This window comes from Psychrilyobacter piezotolerans, assembly GCF_003391055.1.
Taxonomy (GTDB): Bacteria; Fusobacteriota; Fusobacteriia; order Fusobacteriales; family Fusobacteriaceae; genus Psychrilyobacter; species Psychrilyobacter piezotolerans.
Genome location: NZ_QUAJ01000001.1, coordinates 17,338 through 35,854, shown reverse-complemented (window position 1 = coordinate 35,854; position 18,517 = coordinate 17,338). Strand labels below are relative to the sequence as shown.

Below are 18,517 nucleotides of genomic sequence, written 5' to 3'. Positions count from 1 at the left end.
TACAAAACGCTAAAAAGGAAAGAGTTTTTTCTTTTACAATGTATAATTATATCATATTTTCAATAAAATTTATACCAAAATTCCGCCATAAAAAATGAGCCGATAAATACCAGCTCATTTAGTTTGTTATTATTTTGCATATTCCACAGATCTAGTCTCTCTGACTACAGTTACTTTAATCTGACCAGGATATTGCATAGTTTCTTCTATTTTTTTAGCTATGTCACGGGACAGGATAGTAGTCTTATCGTCACTTATGATTTCAGGATTGATGATGATCCTCATCTCTCTACCAGCTTGGATAGCATAAGATGAATCTACCCCCTCAAAAGAACTTGCAATAGCTTCTAATTCTTCTAATCTTTTGATATATGTATTCAATGTTTCACGTCTTGCTCCAGGTCTGGATGCTGATATAGCGTCTGCTGCCTGGACTAAAACAGATTCAATACATTTAAATTCAACTTCATGATGATGTGATTCAGCACCATTGGCTACCAGGTCTTTCTCGCCGAATTTTCTTAAAAATTCTGCCCCTAATAATCCATGAGAAGTCTCAGTTTCATGGGTCAATACCTTACCGATATCATGGAATAGACCAGATCTCTTGGCTAATTTTACATCTGCTCCAATTTCGGCAGCCAATGTAGCAGCCAGGTGGCCAACTTCGATGGCATGAGTTAAAACGTTTTGTCCATAACTGGTTCTGAATTTTAAACTTCCTAAAACTTTAGTTACTTCAGGATGAACTCCTGTAATTCCAAGTTCGAATAATGCGTGTTCACCGGCTTCACGGATCCCTTTATCCACTTCTTTAGTTGCTTTTTTTATAGCTTCTTCGATCTTTGTAGGATGAATTCTTCCATCATTTACCAATTTTTCCAGTGCACTTCTGGCAATCTCTCTTTTGACACCATCAAAACATGATAAAACCACAGCTTCCGGGGTATCGTCGATGATTACATCTACTCCGGTTAAAGATTCAATGGTTCTGATATTTCTACCTTCACGACCTATGATTCTACCCTTCATCTCATCATTTGGCAGTTGTACCACAGATACAGTGGCATCGGAAACAAATTCAGCTGAAGCTTTCCCGATAGCAGTAGAAAGTATTCTTTGAGTCATCCTGTCTTTTTCTTCCTCTAATTTATGCTCAAAACTTCTGATCATAACGGCGGAATCATGAGTAAGATCATCTTTTAACTTATCCAGTAAGATATTTTTAGCATCCTCTTTGGATAATTCTGAGATTTTCTCCAGCTCCAACTCTTGTTTTTGCTTTAATTCTTCGATCTCGCTTTCTTTAAGGTTTAATTTTTTTTCATAATTATTTATCTCTACAGTTTTAGCTTCGATTCTGTCCAACTTACTATCCAGAGATTCTTCTCTTTTAATAAGCCTGTTTTCTTTTTGATTTATTTCATTTTTAGCTAACTTGATTTCTTTTTCAGCATCTTCTTTGATTTTGTATGCTGTTTCTTTAGCTTTGATAGTTATCTCTTTAGCCTTTGATTCAGCATCAAAAGTAGCTCTTTTTTCAATTTTTTGAGCTTTGACCTTTGCTTGTTCTACGCTGTTTTCAAGGTTGTTTAAATCTTCTATTTTTTTATCCACAACAGATTTTTTATAAAGTACAGAGGAAAATATCCCTGCTGCCACTATAACTGCCGCTATCATAATAATTGTATTCATAATTGTAAATCCCCTCTTAAAAAAATATAATATTTTGGGATATTAATTAAAATTTAGCTAAAGCCTCTTCTTCAGTAGCACAAATCTCAAATATCTCATCTAACCCGACCATTTCAAAAATTGTTTTGATATGATCATTTAAGTTTGATAACTTTATATCGCCGTTATGCCCCTTAACTTCTCTTAATTTTCCTCTCAAAATACCCATAGCCAAACTGTTGATGTGACTTAACTCCTCACAGTTGATTATGAAGTTATAAGTTTCATTTTCAACTAATTTAGCAAGTCTTTCCTTTAATTTGGGAGCCACCATAGCGTCAAGTTCACCTGTGATTTTAATTACCTTTATACCATTAATGTCCTTTTCGATTAATTCAAAATTAGAGTTCATTATTTTGTTTCCTCCTCAACTTCTTTTAATATTTCAAATTTTGTTCCGATTTTCTTAGGTTTAATCTCTAGATTATCTACGAGACCCCTAACTATATTTAACCCCATGCCCCCTTCAGACTTACTTTCTTTTAATCTGTTGAATCCAGCTCCAAAATCTTCTACAGTAATTTTCACGAAGTTACCTTCCTTTATCATAAATATAGAGATCTCTCCACTATGATAGTTGTATCCATGTTCGATTGCATTGGTTGCCAGTTCATCTATAACAGTCAGAAGCCTAAGAATATCTTTTTCAGATACAGATTCTGCAATTAAATACGTTTTCACAAGGGCTCTAATTAAAGAAAGATTTTTCAAAGAAGATGGAACGATTATTCTGATTCCTTCACCTTGCAATATTTCACCCTCTTTCACTAAAGTCTATTATTTTCCATTGGCCATTTTCAAAATTAAATACAATATCCAGATAAAGGCTTTCATCGTAAAAATTAATAAGAGCTAAAATTTCAGCATGATTTTTCTTGAATTTTGGATCGGTGGTATATATGTTTCCGCCGCTCAAATCTAGCTTTTTTAGTTCATTTAATTTTATTTTATTTTTTATTCCCTTGTCGGTGTATCGTTCAATAATAAAAAATTGGTTTTTGGAAAAAGCTGCCTTTAATACGTTTATTAATTTTTCGAGGTCCTTAACCCCTTGCTCTCTTTCAGATATTAAAGTTTCGTATTTATCTAACTTTTCAGGATCTAGAGTTGGCCTTATTTGAGAAAATAAGCCCTTAGCTTCGCCCAACTCCCAGTCATTAATTTTTTGCTCTAACAACTGTTCTTTTGGAGACAGTGAACTGTTTTTTAAAGGCGTATTTACACACCCTAGCAGAAGCAGTAAAATAAGAGTTAAACTTAATTTTTTCAGCATCTTATCCTCCTATAATATCATCATTACAATAATAGCACACTAAAAATAAAATATCAACCAGCTAGTGTGGTTTATAATTTATTTTATATGTTTTTTTTTACTATAAACTCCTCCTCGGAGGTTCCTCTTGAATTAAGAGAAACCAAAAAAACTTAAATATATCTAGAACTTAGATATAGTAGAAACATAAATAATTGGGGTTTCCTCTTAATTGTAAGAGGAAAATGTCCAAGGGACAAAAGGAGTTATTCCTCAATTAACCTTAATATTTTTTCTAAGATCTCTTCCTCGCTCATCTTTTCTACATCGAACCAGATAACATCGGGGTCATTTTTAAACCATGTAAATTGCCTTTTAGCATATCTACGGGAATTTTGTTTGATTTGAAACACAGCCTCTTCCAAAGTTGTTTCCCCTCTGAAATAATCTATAATCTCACTATATCCTATGACGTTGATCCTTCTCAAATTTTCTCCGTATATAGTATAGAGTTTCTTAACCTCCTCGATGAGTCCTCCCTCTACCATAAGATCAACTCTCAGGTTTATTCTTTCATATAAATTATTTCTGTCTCTTTCTAAACCTATTTTGATAAATTCAAAGTTATTTCTTTTGATGTTTCTCTTGCTGATAACAGAAAATTTTTCCCCTGTAAGGTGGAAAATTTCCAGAGCTCTCCCCACCCTGCGTTTATTATTTGGGTGGATATCTCTGGCTGCACAAGGGTCAATCCTTTCCAATTCTTCGTATAATTCAGACCCACTCCTGCTGTCCAGTTCCTCCCTAAGTCCTGGTTCCGACTGAGGCAGCTCTGCCAAGCCATTGGTCACAGAGTTGATGTATAAGCCGGTTCCTCCCACTAATATAGGAGTTTTTCCTTCCTTTTCGAAGGTTTTTAGTATTATATTTACTCTTTTTTGATATTCGCCTACATTATACTTACTTATGGGCTCTACTACATCGATCATATGATGAAATATTCCCTGTGCTTCATGGACATCGACCTTTGCCGTGCCTATATCCATCCCGGTATATACCTGAGCTGAATCAGCTGAGATTATCTCTGTCTTTAATTTTTTTGCTAATTTTATAGATAAACTTGTTTTTCCTACAGCAGTAGGACCCAAGATAACAATTCCTTTCATCGTCTATTCCTCCATTTATAAATATTATATATATTATATCATAATAACAGCAGGTAAGGGTAATGCTTTCTCCCTCATAGGGTCACATTTAGAGATGAAAGTATTGCTTTCATTTCTAGTATTCATGAACATGTGTCCGTAGGACGAGAGGGGTTAAATCTTAGTATCAAAAAAATTATCGGTGCTATTCTCGACAGGGGAGCTGTCTGTATTGTTTTTGCTGTTTGTTTCAGAAAATTAAATTGAACATTAATTTTACTATTAAAATTCCAATAATTCGTTGTTTAAAAATGAAACTATTTTACTGCTTGTAGGACACTTTATGTTATAAACACGACCCATTAAAAATTATTAATTTTTAATGTTAAACTTTTTTATAAGTTTGTTTTTATTATTTTTGCTAAAATCATATTAGAACATTAATTCTCTTTTAATGCTAATAGAAAAAAGGGGTATTGACTATTGGTGGTTACTAAACTACACTAAGACCAGGATAAACGGAAACAATTATTCAACCGAAAGAATTTAAAGGGAAACTAAGAAAACAAATTTGAAATTATTTTAGGAGGAAGAAACCATGAATAAAAAGTTATTATTATTAGCAGGAATCCTAGCTTTAGGAGCTACAACGTTTGCAGTACATACACCAACAGCTGAAGAAGGTACAACTGTAACAGCTGAAAAGGCTGCACAAGTTATCTCAATCACTGACTCTAGTGCAATTGAAGGATTAGTAGAAGGTAGACAAACAGGAATCTTAGGAGAGTTCAGTGGTTCATATAATGGTGAAGTAAGAGCTAGAATGTTCCAAGGTCCTGGAAGATCTAATGATGGTGTAAATGCCAACAAGATAGAGTGGACAGTAGGTAAGGGTAAATTAAACATGGGTAGATTTGGATTCAAATATGATGTTGACAGAGATTTCAACTATGATTCAGACTGGAATAGAACTAACGACGGTTGGGATACTACTTTTGGAATAGATTTCCAAGGTGGAACATTTGATATGTTAGGTAAAGAGTGGACATTCGTACCAAGTGTATCTTATGGTTATGACACTGCAGAAAACTTCACATCTGATTCAGCTACTCCAAGTGCTAGAGATATGGAAACAAAGAGAAGATGGGATTTCAATCCAAAGGTATCAACTACATATTACGGATTCGCAATGGATATCAGTCCTATCGTAGCCTATGATGATGTAAATGATACTACTGCATTTGAATTAGACTTCTCAAACTATAGAGCTTTAGGAACTGAAGGATTATGGTCAACTTATGGAGATGTTTATTTAGATTTCGCAGGAACTAAGAAAAATGGTTCTTACAAAAACTCTTTATTCTCAGGAAACATCGATGGTGACGATAAGTTCGCATTATCAATCGAGCAATATTTAGGATATGAAAGAGAAGTTGCACCTAATACATACTTCATCACTGAGTTTGGATTAGAAGCTTACTCAATCAACCAAAAGGATGCTTACGATGTATCTATGTATGTTGCACCAGAAGTACAATACAGAGCTAAGTTAGGAGCAGTTAACGTAACTCCATATGCAAAATACACTGGATATACAGCAAATGTAGACAGTGCTGGGAAAGATGAATTATCTGTAGGTGTTAAATTCGGTACATCATTCTAAGTAAAAAATTAAATATATTTATATAATATAGTAAAAGGGATTGAGTAATCAATCCCTTTTAATTTTTAATTATATAAAATTTCATGGTTATTTTTAAATATAGCACACGGATAACGCAGATCGAAATGGGTAAGAGCAGATTAATTTTATATCTGTTTCTATCTCTTTTTAATCAGCGTATGCTTTAGAATCAGTGTGCTATTTTTTAGCCTATAAATTAAATATTATTTTTGAAGGAATATTGTCATTCTTAAAGAACATTATTTATATATATATATTATTGATTTTGTCGTATGAGGAGGTTATATTATGAAAAAATTTAAATATTTAATGACATTAGTAATATCAACAATTTTTATCGGCTGCAGTAACTTCCAGCCTCCTAAGAAAGTTGTTTCTGTAGAATATAGCAAGGATAATAAAGCTATAGTTACCACCTATGAGGACGGGTCTACCATGGTAGAAAATGTTGAATTTTTAAAATGGAAAAATAAAAATAATCAGGAACAGAGGAAGGATGACAGAAGAGACGGAATTAGATAGGGAGACAGGTCAAAAACTTCATAAAAAATATGATAATAGCACGCGGATAGCACAGATTTAGGGTGGATAAAATCCGCGTTATCTGTGTGCCATAAAAAAAGGATTCTAGAAATTTCCAGAATCCTTTTTATTTATTAATTTTTTATCTTAGACAATATAGTCAAACTCTACATTTTCAATTCTTACTGTATCCCACTCTTCGATACCAGCTTTGATTAACTGATTCTCTAATCCCAGGTTTTTCAAAACATGTACGAAACTTACTATAGCTTCATCATCATTGAAGACATAGGTGTTTAGTACGTTTTCTACAATCTTACCGGTAACGACAAAGGTACCCTCTTCATCTATCTCCACATGCCAGTCAGGTTTTTCATCCTCGATAGCTTTTAAGATATCCAGTACATCTGTTTCTTCTTCCAGTTCTTCACGAGGAATCTCCTCCAATAACGACCAAGTTCTGTTTACAACTTCCTTTAATCCGTCATTAAGAATTACAGATATAGGGAATACTTCGATCCCTTTTCCTGCCATATAGATCTTAAAGTTTTCATAGTTTTCCATATCGTATAACAGATCCATCTTGTTGGCTAAAACTATTTGTTTTTTACCGGCCAGTCTCTTACTGAATTTTTCCAGTTCGTTGTTGATCTTCTCAAAGTCTTCCTCAGGAGTCCTGCCTTCCATACCGGACACATCTACCACATGGTAGATCATCTTACATCTTTCGATATGTTTTAGGAACTTGTCTCCTAATCCGACACCTTCATGGGCTCCTTCAATAAGTCCGGGAATATCAGCCATCAGAAATGATCTGTTGTCCCCTACTCTCACAACACCCAGTTTAGGAGCCAGAGTAGTAAAGTGGTAGTTTGCAACCTTTGAGTTAGCAGCAGAAACCTTGTTGATAAAGCTTGATTTACCTACACTTGGGTATCCAACTAAGGCTACATCAGCTAATAATTTTAATTCCAATTTAACTCTGAGTTCCTTACCCTTACGACCTTTACCGGCCATCTTAGGAGCACGTCGAACAGCATTCTTAAAGTGGATGTTTCCTCCCCCGCCTTTTCCGCCCTGGAATAAAATTCTTTCTTCTCCGTTTTCATTGAGATCAAGTAGTAGTGCTCCGCTTTCAAAGTCTCTTACCATGGTACCTACAGGAACTTTGATGATCAGGTCTTCTCCTGTTTTACCGTGCATCCTTTTTTTAGCACCGTTACCACCATTTTCTGCTGTAAATGCTCTCTTATATCTGAAATCTACCAAGGTGTTGATGTTGTTGTCAGCTACGAAGATGATGCTTCCACCATTTCCACCGTCCCCCCCATCAGGACCACCAAATTGTACATATTTTTCCCTTCTGAATGTTGCTGCACCATCTCCACCTTTACCGGCTTTGACGGTGATTATCGCCTCATCTATAAACATAAATAATTTTCCTCCTATTGTTCTAACTCATTTGAAAATTGAAAGTTGAAAAATAAAATCTTAGTATTTCGGTTTTCCACTTTCAATTTTCAAAGTTAATTCTCATATAATAAATAAATCCCAGCAAAATGCTGGGATTTATTTGAAAAGCTTATACTAAACTTTTTCTTTCAGAGTAGATAGAAACTTGCTTCTTAGTTTTACCTAATCTTTCAAATCTAACATATCCATCAACTAAAGCAAATAAAGTATGATCTTTACCTTGCCCCATGTTAGTTCCAGCATGGAATTTGTTTCCTCTTTGTCTAACAACGATGTTTCCAGCTACTACTTTCTCACCGTCGTATTTTTTTACACCTAAGTAATTAGGGTTAGAGTCTCTTCCGTTCTTTACAGAACCTTGTCCTTTTTTCTTAGCAAATAGTTGTAATTCAATTCTAAACATTAATTAGCCTCCTCTTCGAAAATCTTCATATATTTGGGGTATTGCTCCTTTAGTTGGTCCAGCATTACTACCATACTTCCTAATATTGCATTAATTTCCCTTTTGTTTTTTAAAACAATTTGATTATAACTATGAATAGTCATATCCAATTTTTCCAACTTTTCTTCATCTGGAGTTTTAAGATCTAATCTTAAAAAACCTGTTTCATTATTAGTTGAATAAGTAGCAGGGATACTTAGATATTCTAAAATACCGGCTGCTCCTTGTTGTAAAATCATACTGATTGCGGCACACAAGATATCGCTACCATGTTCACCATATTCGGCATGATTCCATCCATAAAATTCTACAATTTCTTCATCCTGTCTAATGAGAGTGATCTCTGTCATTATCCTTGGATAGAAGTGATTTTGATTTCAGTGAATGATTGTCTGTGACCTTTTCTTCTATGAGTTGACTTTTTAGGTTTGTATTTGAAGTTAATAACTTTTTTAGCTCTACCTTGTGATAATACTTCTACTAACACTTTTGCACCTTCTACTACAGGAGTTCCTACTTTCATTTCTCCGTTGTTAGATACTAATAAAACTTCTGTCATTTCAACAGTTTCGTTAACTTCAGCATTTAATTTCTCTACTCTTAATATTTCACCTTCTGCAACTTTGTACTGTTTTCCTCCAGTTTTGATTACTGCGTACATTGTAACACCTCCATAAATTTAATCGCCAGGCACAGGTTGCTGATAACCCCACCTACGCGTAACTAGATCATGATATCATATCTATCATAATATGTCAATTGGTTTTTTAACACACAGGTGAAATCAAAAAGTCCTCTGGCAACCCTGTAGTGAACCTGCACAGGTGTACGAAAATGTTTGAAATCATAGTCTCAATATTATTGTAATACCCTAAATATAAAAGTGATTGTTGGATAGATCTGCCAATCAAAATTTGTGAAAGAATTACTTTAATGTGGTATATTATTATTAAGAGATAATTAAAAAAATAAGGAATAAAATTAAAATTTTTAGTTATGAACACTAAAAAAATTGTGATTTGTGATAAAAAAATATTTTTTAAAGCGGTTAACAGCTATTGGGGGGGGAAGGATGATTTTAAAGGTTTGTGTAGGAAGTGCCTGCCATATAAAGGGCTCTTATGATGTTATAAAAATAATTACCAAAATTATAGAGGAAGAGGGATTAGAAAAAGAGGTAGAGCTGAAAGCTTGTTTTTGTCTGAATAATTGTACCGAGGGAGTCTCTGTTGTTATAGAGGGAGAGGAGAGTGTTTACTCTTTTTCCAGGGAAGATGCAGAGGAAAAGTTTAAAAAAATTATCAGGGAGAGAGGACTATGAAAATAATGAATTTTTCAGAGGCAAATTGTAATAATTGTTATAAATGTGTGAGAACATGCCGGGTAAAAGCCATAAAGATAGAGGAAGATCAGGCACATATAGTCTCGGAACAATGTATTGTCTGCGGGCACTGTTTTTCCAGCTGTCCCCAGAATGCCAGAAATATTCATTCGGATCTTGAATTCGTGAAAAAAATGATTAAAAATGGCGAGAAAGTAAATATTTCCATAGCACCATCTTTTAGAGGCTTTTATGAAAAATCCGACAGCTTCATATGGGGACTCCAAAAATTAGGATTTAATCTAATAGAAGAAACGGCGGTAGGGGCCGACATCACCTCAAAATTATATGAAAATTATATATCGGAGAGTGATCAGGGGATCTATATAACAACTTGCTGCCCGTCGGTAGTCCTCCTGATAGAAAAATATTATCCGATGTTGATACCATATTTGATGCCTTTTACATCTCCTATGATCTCCCATGGTTATCTGTTAAAAAAAGAGAATCCAAAGGAAAAGACAGTTTTTCTGGGACCGTGTATAGCCAAAAAATGTGAATCATTATCTGAAAAACATACAGGAGCCATAGATGCAGTTTTAACCTTTGATGAGGTATCGCAGTGGCTGGAAGAAACAGGAATAGACTATCAAAACGGAGAATCCGGTGACCTGGATAAAATTGGAAGTAATTTCGGGAGCAGCTATCCTGTAGTAGGAGGAATCTTAGAGGGAATTACTGAGAGTATTGAAAAAAAAGGTCTGACTCAATTAAGAGTAGATGGCTTGGATGAATGTATAGAACTTTTTGATGAACTATCCAGAGGTAGTATCACCGGGACCTGTGTAGAGGTAAGTGTATGCAGACAAAGCTGTCTTGGGGGTCCCGGCGGGTCAAATGCTTCTTCAACCACTTTTTCCAGGGTACAGACGTTGAAAAAATATTTAAATGAGAATGATAGAAAAGCAGAAAATAATGAGAATATATGTGATATAGATTTTAGTGCTGGTTTTCATAATAAAAAATTTGAGGAAAAGATGCCCGGTGAAGATGAAATTTTAGAAATTTTGGGAACTCTGGAAAAATATAATAAAGAGGATGAGTTAAACTGCGGCGGGTGCGGATACGATACCTGCCGTGAAAAAGCCATATCTATATATAGGGGGATGTCTCACAAGGAGATGTGTATTCACTATATGAAAAAATGTGCTGATAAAGTTACCAATGAAATATTTGAAAATTCTCCCAATGCCATCCTTATATTAAACAATGAATATGAGATCATAGAGAGCAACATGGCTTTCAGCAGATATTTTGGAATAACTCCAAAAGAAGCTAGGGAGCGGTCTATAGAGGAGTTCGTATCCAAGGAGAAGTTGGAGAAGGTGTCTTCTGAAGGAGAAAATATTATTTGGAAAAAACAATCATTTTTAGATGGGGCACTTTATATGAGGATGAGTATTATATCGATGAATCCTAAGGAAGGGATCTTAATTTTACTCACCGACATAACCAGTGATGAGTTGAGAAAGGAAGAGATAAGGGCTTTAAAAGAAAAAACTTTTGAGATAACCCAGACAGTGATAGAAAAACAGATGAGAATCGCCCAGGAGATAGCCAGTCTGTTGGGAGAAACCACAGGGGAATCCAAGGTGGCCTTCAATAAATTAAGGGATGTATTCAACAAAGAGGAGAGTCTTTAATGGAATATTATATAGATGCTTCATATAAAAGTATAAATAAATTTGGTGAGGAACTCTGCGGAGACAAGGTAGAATCTATAAAAACAGAGGATGGGTGTCTTTTGGTGCTTTCTGACGGGCTGGGAAGCGGGGTCAAGGCAAATATCCTGGCTACCCTGACTTCGAAGATAGCCATAACCATGCTGAAGGGCGGTTCTACTATCGATGAGACCTTAGAAACAATAATGAATACCCTCCCCGAGTGCAAGGTGAGAAAACTTGCATATTCTACCTTTACAATTATAAAGTTAAATAATAATGGTGACTGTTATATGGTCGAATATGAGAATCCTCCTACGTTTTTCTATAGAGATGGTTGTGATGTTTTCATAGACAGGAAAGAAAGGGTTATAAAGGATAAAACTATTTTTGAGAGTCGTTTCAAATTTTATCCCGATGATCTATTGACCGTTGTCAGTGATGGAGCAGTTCATGCAGGGGTGGGAGAATATCTTAATTTGGGATGGCAGTGGGAAAATATAAATGATTTTTTGAGGGATATATCCCAGAAAAAATATGCAACAGATATAACCAATAGTTTACTGGATGTGTGCAAAACTCTATATAATGATAAACCGGGAGATGATACCACTGTTCTGTCGATAAAATTTCAGCCTGTAAAATATTTAAATCTATTTACGGGACCTCCTAAAAATATAGAAGATGATGAAGAATTTATAAAGAGAGTAGAGGAGTCCCGGGGAGTTATAGTGCTCAGCGGGGGGACTACAGCTAATATAATATCCAAAGCCTGGGATGAAGAGGTTAAGATCGATCTAGATGGATATGAAAACAACCTGCCTCCAGTGGGTTATATGAGGGGAGTAGATCTTGTGACAGAAGGACTGCTGACACTGAATAAAACTGTGGAGTATATAAGGGAATATATTTATGAAGGCAGGGAAATTGCCAGTGATGATGGGGCTGGGATCCTTGGGAGACTGCTCCTTTTTGATGCCAGTCATATAAAGATAGTAGCAGGAACTGCTGTAAATGCTGCCCATCAAAACCCGGATTTTCCAATTGATTTTAATATTAAATTAAAGGTAGTGGTGGAATTAGAAGCAATTTTAAAAGAATTTGGAAAGTCGGTGACCTTAGAATATGTGTAAAATTGAAAAAAACCTCCTTTCATGATAAAATTAAGTCTATTAATATAAATAATAACTAAAATAAAAACTTAGTCGCAGATTACGCAGAAAGGTGCAGATTTTCCCTGTGTAAATTAGAGGTTTTCAGTGTATCTCGAAGAGATCCATGTTCTGTGGGTTACTTGGATACGGAGTGAACGAAGAAAGCTCAGTGAAACTCTAACCTAACCTCGGTGAATCTCTGTGTAAACTTAGATTATACATTTAAATTTTTGTCTAATTATAAGAAAATTTAATACTTGTATACCATTTGTGTAATCTGTGTCAAAAGATAAGGTTCCAAGGATTCCGTCCTTGATACGGGTCTCTTTTCTCTATGAAAGAAAATGAGACGTAAAAGTTCAAGAAGGTTTATAATTGTCTTAATGAGTAAGTCACAATCGTCATTGTAGGAACAATGCTGCTGAAGCGAAACGACTATAAACTTCGAAATTTAAAACCTAAAGAAAAGTCAGATTTTAGTCTGCGTCAAAAGAGAAAAGATTCTAACCAAGAACAAAAGATTTAACTCTGAGACTCTATGCTGAGAGGCTTTAATACATTTTTTTTTTATTAATCATAGAAAAAATTAATAGTCGCATAACCTCTGTTTTAATCTGAGAAATCTGTGACAAAAAAATTGATTTTACGGAGGGGTAATTCATGAATTACCCGTACGATAAAGTAATATCAGGAGGAATAATATAATTATGGATAGAAAAAAGGTTTCGGTAGGTGGACAGGCTGTAATAGAGGGTGTCATGATGAAAGGACCCAAAGCGCTAGCTACAGCAGTGAGAAGACCCACGGGGGAAATAGTTTATAAGGTAACAAAATTAAAACCATCTATGAATTTTTTGACTAAGATTCCATTTATTAGGGGAGGGGCTATCCTGTTTGAAACTCTGATTTTGGGGACCAAAGAACTATCATTTTCTGCCAATGAGGCAGGGGAAGAGGAAGAAAAGTTAGGAGATAAGGAATTGATGATAACTGTAATAGCAGCTCTGGCTTTAGGAATAGGGTTATTTATGGTTTTGCCTTCAATTTTAAGTAGTTTTATGTTTAAAAATAATAGGATGAATGCAAATATTTTTGAAGGTATACTGAGAATATTATTTTTCCTTATATATATAAAGGCAATATCTTTTTCTAAGGAGATAAAGAGGGTCTTTGAATATCACGGAGCTGAGCATAAATGTATCTATGCTTTTGAAAATAATGAGGAATTAGTCAAGGAAAGTGCAGTAAAATATACTACTTTACACCCTAGATGCGGGACAAGTTTCTTGCTTATAGTGATGATAATAAGTATAGTTGTGTTTTCAAGCCTGGATTTTATGATCCCCCAACCTGACAATATGTGGATGAAGGTAGGACTGAAAGCTGTCTTAAGAATTGTATTCATGCCCTTAGTGGCAGGATTAGCCTATGAATTCCAAAAATATAGCAGTAAACATTTGGATAACCCGCTGTATAAGATGATAGCAATACCGGGACTCAGCTTACAAAAGATAACGACTAAAGAGCCTGATTTGGAGCAGTTGGAGGTAAGTATGGTAGCCTTGAGGGTAGCCCTGGGGTTAGAAGTGGATAATGCAACGGAAGTTTTTGAGAAATAATTTAAGGGGAGGTTGTCGTAATGGCAATTTCTCCTTTTTTGCAATTATATGGAAAAGGACTTTTAAAAGTCCGATAAACTTAGTATAATGAAGAGTAAAAAATTAATTAGAACTCTTTCCTTGTTGTCGGTTTTTCACAACTACCAAAATCAAGTGTAATTAAAACTTGATTTTGGATGTGAACTCTCAAATCGGAGCAAACTATTGCGAAAATATTTATAAAAAGGATGAGTTAAGATAAGGAGTGGAAATATAAGATGAAAAAGATAGAAGAGGTAGTTGTAATAGGTGCAGGATTAGCAGGAAGTGAAGCAGCATACCAGCTTGCTAAAAGAGGGGTGAAGGTAAAATTATACGAGATGAGACCTAAAAAAAATACAGAGGTTCATACTGGAGATAAATTTGGAGAATTAGTCTGCAGTAATTCATTGGGTTCAAATTTATTATCCAATGCATCCGGTTTAATGAAGGAAGAACTCCGTATGATGGGATCCCTTTTAGTGGAAATAGCAGATGAAACCCGTGTACCAGCGGGGCAGGCATTGGCAGTAGGTCGTGAGGAATTTGCCGAGATGGTAACTATGAGATTGGAAGCAGAAGAAAATATAGAGATAATAAGGGAAGAGTTAACGGAAATCCCAAAGGACAGCTATGTAATCATAGCCAGCGGCCCCCTATCATCAGATGGGATTACAGATGAAATTTTAAAATTAACAGGTGGAACCAACCTATACTTCTATGACGCAGTAGCTCCAATAGTAACTTTGGAATCCATAGATCAGGAGAAGGTTTACTACCAGTCCAGATACGATAAGGGAGACGGAGAATATATAAACTGTGGGATGACAAAGGAAGAGTATGAGAATTTCTACCATGAGTTAATAAACGCTGAAAGGTCACCGCTAAAAACTTTTGAGGAAGAAAAAGTTTTTGAAGCGTGTATGCCGGTGGAAAAAATGGCCAGCAGAGGGGAAAAAACACTGTTATTCGGGCCGTTGAAGCCAAAGGGATTAACAAATCCGCATAAAACAGAAAAAGACTATGCAGTAGTCCAGTTGAGACAGGACGATAAAGACGGGAAACTCTATAATCTGGTAGGATTTCAAACCAACTTAAAGTGGGGAGAACAAAAAAGAGTATTCCAAATGATTCCAGGATTAGAAAATGCTGATTTTATCAGATATGGAGTGATGCATAGAAATACATTTATAGATTCAACAAAGTTATTGAATAAAAGTTTAAATTTAAAAACTAATGAAAAGATCTTCTTTGCCGGGCAGATAACAGGGGGAGAGGGATATGTGGCAGCTATGGCAACAGGGATGATGTCGGCTATAAACTTATACCACCATATGCTGGGAGAGAAGGAATTTGTATTGGAAGACTTAACTTCTACAGGATCGATAATTAACTATATCACAGAGGAAGGAAAGAAAGAATTCCAGCCTATGGGACCAAATTTTGGAATTGTAAGAGCGCTGGAAGGACCAAGAGTAAGGGATAAGAGAGATAGAAATACAGCCTTAGGAGAAAGATCGGTAGAGTATATGAAGGAGAAGATAAAGGAAATAAAATATTAAGAGAATATGTAGGGGGTAATTCATGAATTACCCCTACGATAGATTGGTGTAAATCGGTGGCAGAAAAAAAATTTTTTAATCCGTGTTCTATGAATTTATTTAAAATAAAAATCAAAAGGGGGTGTTGTAATTTTGGAAAAACTGATAAAAGAATTTATCTACTATGAACAGTTTGGGCAGCAAAAAAGTGAAAATACCATAAAATCCTACAAAAAAGATTTGGAACAATTTTTAGAATTTATTGTAGGGCATGAACTTATTGAAAATATAGGTGAGGTGGAGGAGTTAAATTTAAGAGGTTTTGTACTCTACTTAGGCACTATCAATATAAGCAAGAGGTCTATAAGCAGAAAATTATCTACCCTGAGAACTTTTTTTAAATATTTAAAAGAAAATAAAGTTATAGATAAAAATCCGATAATACTTCTGAATAATCCATCCTTTGTGAGCAAATTTCCAGTTCTTTTAAAAAAAGAAGAGCTGGAAAGGCTGCGATCGGTGATTGATACCACTAAAACTAATGGAATCAGGGACAGACTCATCATAGAACTTTTGTATTCCAGCGGGATAAGGGCAGGGGAACTGCTATCGTTGGGGGAAAATATAGTGGACCTGGAGGAACGGGAAATAAAAATAGTAGGGAACAGCAGCCGGACTGTATTTTTTAGTCTGACAACAAAGAAATATCTGAAAGAGTATTTAATTGCAAAAAAAGAAAAATATGGTGAAAAATATAATTCTGATATTATTTTTGTCAATGGAAGCGGCACAAGATTAAGTGACAGGTCTCTACGCAGGATAATAGACAGGTACGCTAAAAAAGCAATGCTGGAAAAAGAGATAAGCCCTCATACATTCAGGCATACCTTTGGAGTATATCTCCTGGAAAAGGGGATGAATATTCATTTTTTACAGGAACTTATGGGACATACCAGTCCGGAGAGTACCAGGATATATGAGGAGCATATGATGGTAATCCGAAGGGGAATTAATAACTAATTGGAAGGAGGAGTGTAATTGAAATTTAGAGCAACTACGATATTAGCAGTAAAAGACGGAGATAGGGTAGCCATTGCCGGAGATGGGCAGGTAACTTTTGGAGATACCGTATTTAAGAATAAAGCAAAAAAAATAAGAAAATTTTATAATAATTCAATATTGGCAGGGTTTGCAGGAGCGGCTGCAGATGCCTTTGCATTATTTGATAAATTTGAAAATAAATTAGATGAATATGGCGGGAACCTGAAAAAAGCCTCGGTAGAGTTGGCTAAAGAATGGAGGTCGGATAAAGCTTTACGTGAACTGGATGCAATGCTGATAGTAGCAGATAAAAATAATTTATTAGTTTTATCGGGAACTGGAGATGTATTGGAAACTGATGATGACATAGCTGCTATTGGTTCCGGTGGGACCTATGCATATGCGGCGGCCAAAGCGTTGAAAAGACATACACAATTAGATCCCCATGAAGTGGTCCGTGAAAGTCTCCAGATAGCAGGAGAGATATGTATCTATACCAATACAAATATAAGTGTGGAAAAACTATATTAAATTAATACACATTAATTTAATATAAAAAAGTTCTTTTAGTGTAGTTAGTGTTATTTGTAACTAAAAGAAAAGTTCTAAGGGTTCCGCCCTTAACTGGGATCATTTCAGATATCGCGAGTATTTTATTTTTCTTTAATAACATTAGAAAAAAAAATGCGAACAAGAAATGATCCAAAGAAAATCAAGAAGTTTATAATGATCTTTATAAGTAAGTCACAATCGCCGTTTCTTTTATGGGTTGTTATATTAGGACGACGAAACGAAGTGGATGTCTTATAGCTGTAGTTGGACGATTATAAACTTCGATTTTAAATTAGCGTCATCCGCATTCTATTGATTAGTGTAGATTAGTGGCAAAGAAGAATAAGGAGTAGAAATATGAGTTTTATAGTAGCAGTAGATGGCCCGGCGGGATCGGGAAAGAGCACCATATCAAAGATGGTAGCAAAAAAATATAGACTAACGTATCTGGATACAGGGGCTATGTATAGGATGATAGCCTTTACATCCATAAGGGACGGGGTAGATTTAGATAATATAGAAGAGGTCGTGAACCTGCTGGACAGAGTAAATATAGATATGAAAGATGGTAAATTTTATGTGGACGGGGACGATGTGAGCTTAGAGATAAGAACTCCTGAGGTTACTGCAATAGTATCTAAAGTAGCTGCCATAAGGGAAGTCAGAGTAAAGCTGGTGGATCTTCAAAGAAAAATATCGGAAGGAAAGGATGTTATCTTAGATGGAAGGGATATCGGGACAGTGGTATTTACAAATGCGGATCTTAAAATATTTTTAGTTGCGTCTCCAGAGGAAAGGGCTAAAAGAAGAGTTTTGGATTTTAAAAATAAAGGAATCGATGAAAAATTTGAAGATGTTTTGAGTGAAATAATCAGAAGGGATGAATTTGACTCCAACAGAAAGGAAAGTCCGTTAAAAAAAGCTGAAGATGCTGTGGAGATAGATACGAGTTTTATGAATATAGATGAAGTTGTAGGAGCTATATCAGAGCTGGTAGAAGAGAAAAGATAGTAACTCCCCCTTTTGTTCCCCCTCTTAGTATAAGTGGGGGAGGTAGATCTTTGGGAGAAGGAAAAAGGAGTTAGAACAAGGTTCCAAGGATTCCGTCCTTGATACGGGTTCATTTACGATTCACGATTATTAAAATTAGATGTAACTAAATCTAATTTAAAATGTGACTGAGCAAAAGAAACGAACCAAAGAAAAGTAAGAAGATTCTTATACTTTCTCGTTATGGTTTCTCGATTGACGAGTACGAAATTTTATTCTAGTTATAAGAAAATTACGATGTCACAGAG

The 18,517-nt window shown here is 35.2% G+C and carries 19 protein-coding genes; 10 read left to right on the top strand and 9 right to left on the bottom strand.

The annotated features are described in order from the left end of the window. Window positions 1-129 precede the first annotated feature (129 nt). From rny to miaA, 5 genes are all read right to left on the bottom strand, one after another. The gene (gene rny, locus DYH56_RS00160; RefSeq protein WP_114640820.1) at window positions 130-1,695 is read right to left on the bottom strand and encodes a ribonuclease Y; all 1,566 of its coding nucleotides are present in this window, start codon (window positions 1,693-1,695) and stop codon (window positions 130-132) included. A 46-nt stretch (window positions 1,696-1,741) separates the two neighbouring features. Continuing rightward, entirely contained in the window at window positions 1,742-2,086 is a 345-nt protein-coding gene (locus DYH56_RS00155; protein ID WP_114640819.1) for an STAS domain-containing protein, read from the bottom strand. Beyond that, entirely contained in the window at window positions 2,086-2,484 is a 399-nt protein-coding gene (locus DYH56_RS00150; protein ID WP_114640818.1) for an ATP-binding protein, read from the bottom strand. The genes DYH56_RS00155 and DYH56_RS00150 overlap by 1 nt, the downstream gene beginning before the upstream one ends. 4 nt (window positions 2,485-2,488) lie before the next feature. Continuing rightward, window positions 2,489-3,007: a hypothetical protein gene (locus DYH56_RS00145; RefSeq protein ID WP_114640817.1), complete on the bottom strand. Its 519-nt coding sequence runs from the start codon at window positions 3,005-3,007 to the stop codon at window positions 2,489-2,491. A gap of 245 nt (window positions 3,008-3,252) precedes the next feature. Beyond that, a complete protein-coding gene (gene miaA / locus DYH56_RS00140; RefSeq protein ID WP_114640816.1) occupies window positions 3,253-4,152 on the bottom strand; it encodes a tRNA (adenosine(37)-N6)-dimethylallyltransferase MiaA in 900 nt (299 codons plus the stop codon). A gap of 577 nt (window positions 4,153-4,729) precedes the next feature. Here miaA and DYH56_RS00135 point away from each other — a divergent pair. Further along, the gene (locus tag DYH56_RS00135) at window positions 4,730-5,794 is read left to right on the top strand and encodes a hypothetical protein (RefSeq protein WP_114640815.1); all 1,065 of its coding nucleotides are present in this window, start codon (window positions 4,730-4,732) and stop codon (window positions 5,792-5,794) included. Between the two features lie 309 nt (window positions 5,795-6,103). Next, the gene (locus DYH56_RS00130) at window positions 6,104-6,337 is read left to right on the top strand and encodes a hypothetical protein (RefSeq protein WP_114640814.1); all 234 of its coding nucleotides are present in this window, start codon (window positions 6,104-6,106) and stop codon (window positions 6,335-6,337) included. A gap of 147 nt (window positions 6,338-6,484) precedes the next feature. Here DYH56_RS00130 and obgE read toward each other — a convergent pair whose 3' ends face one another. The 4 genes from obgE to rplU form a co-directional block, all read right to left on the bottom strand. Next, entirely contained in the window at window positions 6,485-7,768 is a 1,284-nt protein-coding gene (gene obgE / locus DYH56_RS00125; protein ID WP_114640813.1) for a GTPase ObgE, read from the bottom strand. Window positions 7,769-7,919: 151 nt separating this feature from the next. Then, window positions 7,920-8,213: a 50S ribosomal protein L27 gene (gene rpmA, locus DYH56_RS00120; protein ID WP_114640812.1), complete on the bottom strand. Its 294-nt coding sequence runs from the start codon at window positions 8,211-8,213 to the stop codon at window positions 7,920-7,922. Continuing rightward, a complete protein-coding gene (locus tag DYH56_RS00115) occupies window positions 8,213-8,602 on the bottom strand; it encodes a ribosomal-processing cysteine protease Prp (RefSeq protein ID WP_114640811.1) in 390 nt (129 codons plus the stop codon). The genes rpmA and DYH56_RS00115 overlap by 1 nt, the downstream gene beginning before the upstream one ends. Further along, window positions 8,602-8,913, bottom strand: a complete 312-nt coding sequence (gene rplU / locus DYH56_RS00110) for a 50S ribosomal protein L21 (protein ID WP_114640810.1) — start codon at window positions 8,911-8,913, stop codon at window positions 8,602-8,604. The genes DYH56_RS00115 and rplU overlap by 1 nt, the downstream gene beginning before the upstream one ends. A 411-nt stretch (window positions 8,914-9,324) precedes the next feature. Here rplU and DYH56_RS00105 point away from each other — a divergent pair, with 411 nt between their 5' ends. From DYH56_RS00105 to cmk, 8 genes are all read left to right on the top strand, one after another. Beyond that, a complete protein-coding gene (locus DYH56_RS00105; RefSeq protein WP_114640809.1) occupies window positions 9,325-9,573 on the top strand; it encodes a (2Fe-2S) ferredoxin domain-containing protein in 249 nt (82 codons plus the stop codon). After that, a complete protein-coding gene (locus tag DYH56_RS00100) occupies window positions 9,570-11,276 on the top strand; it encodes a [Fe-Fe] hydrogenase large subunit C-terminal domain-containing protein (RefSeq protein WP_114640808.1) in 1,707 nt (568 codons plus the stop codon). Before DYH56_RS00105 ends, DYH56_RS00100 begins: the two co-directional genes overlap by 4 nt. Then, on the top strand, window positions 11,276-12,427 hold the full coding sequence (locus DYH56_RS00095) for a SpoIIE family protein phosphatase (protein ID WP_114640807.1): 1,152 nt from the start codon (window positions 11,276-11,278) through the stop codon (window positions 12,425-12,427). Before DYH56_RS00100 ends, DYH56_RS00095 begins: the two co-directional genes overlap by 1 nt. Window positions 12,428-13,155: 728 nt before the next feature. Then, entirely contained in the window at window positions 13,156-14,067 is a 912-nt protein-coding gene (locus DYH56_RS00090; protein ID WP_114640806.1) for a DUF1385 domain-containing protein, read from the top strand. Window positions 14,068-14,324: 257 nt separating this feature from the next. After that, entirely contained in the window at window positions 14,325-15,647 is a 1,323-nt protein-coding gene (trmFO, locus tag DYH56_RS00085) for a methylenetetrahydrofolate--tRNA-(uracil(54)-C(5))-methyltransferase (FADH(2)-oxidizing) TrmFO (protein ID WP_114640805.1), read from the top strand. A 132-nt stretch (window positions 15,648-15,779) separates the two neighbouring features. After that, window positions 15,780-16,646, top strand: a complete 867-nt coding sequence (locus tag DYH56_RS00080; RefSeq protein ID WP_202922737.1) for a tyrosine-type recombinase/integrase — start codon at window positions 15,780-15,782, stop codon at window positions 16,644-16,646. Window positions 16,647-16,664: 18 nt separating this feature from the next. Continuing rightward, the gene (gene hslV, locus DYH56_RS00075; protein WP_114640803.1) at window positions 16,665-17,198 is read left to right on the top strand and encodes an ATP-dependent protease subunit HslV; all 534 of its coding nucleotides are present in this window, start codon (window positions 16,665-16,667) and stop codon (window positions 17,196-17,198) included. Window positions 17,199-17,576: 378 nt separating this feature from the next. After that, entirely contained in the window at window positions 17,577-18,230 is a 654-nt protein-coding gene (gene cmk, locus DYH56_RS00070; RefSeq protein ID WP_114640802.1) for a (d)CMP kinase, read from the top strand. The last annotated feature ends 287 nt before the right edge of the window (window positions 18,231-18,517 follow it).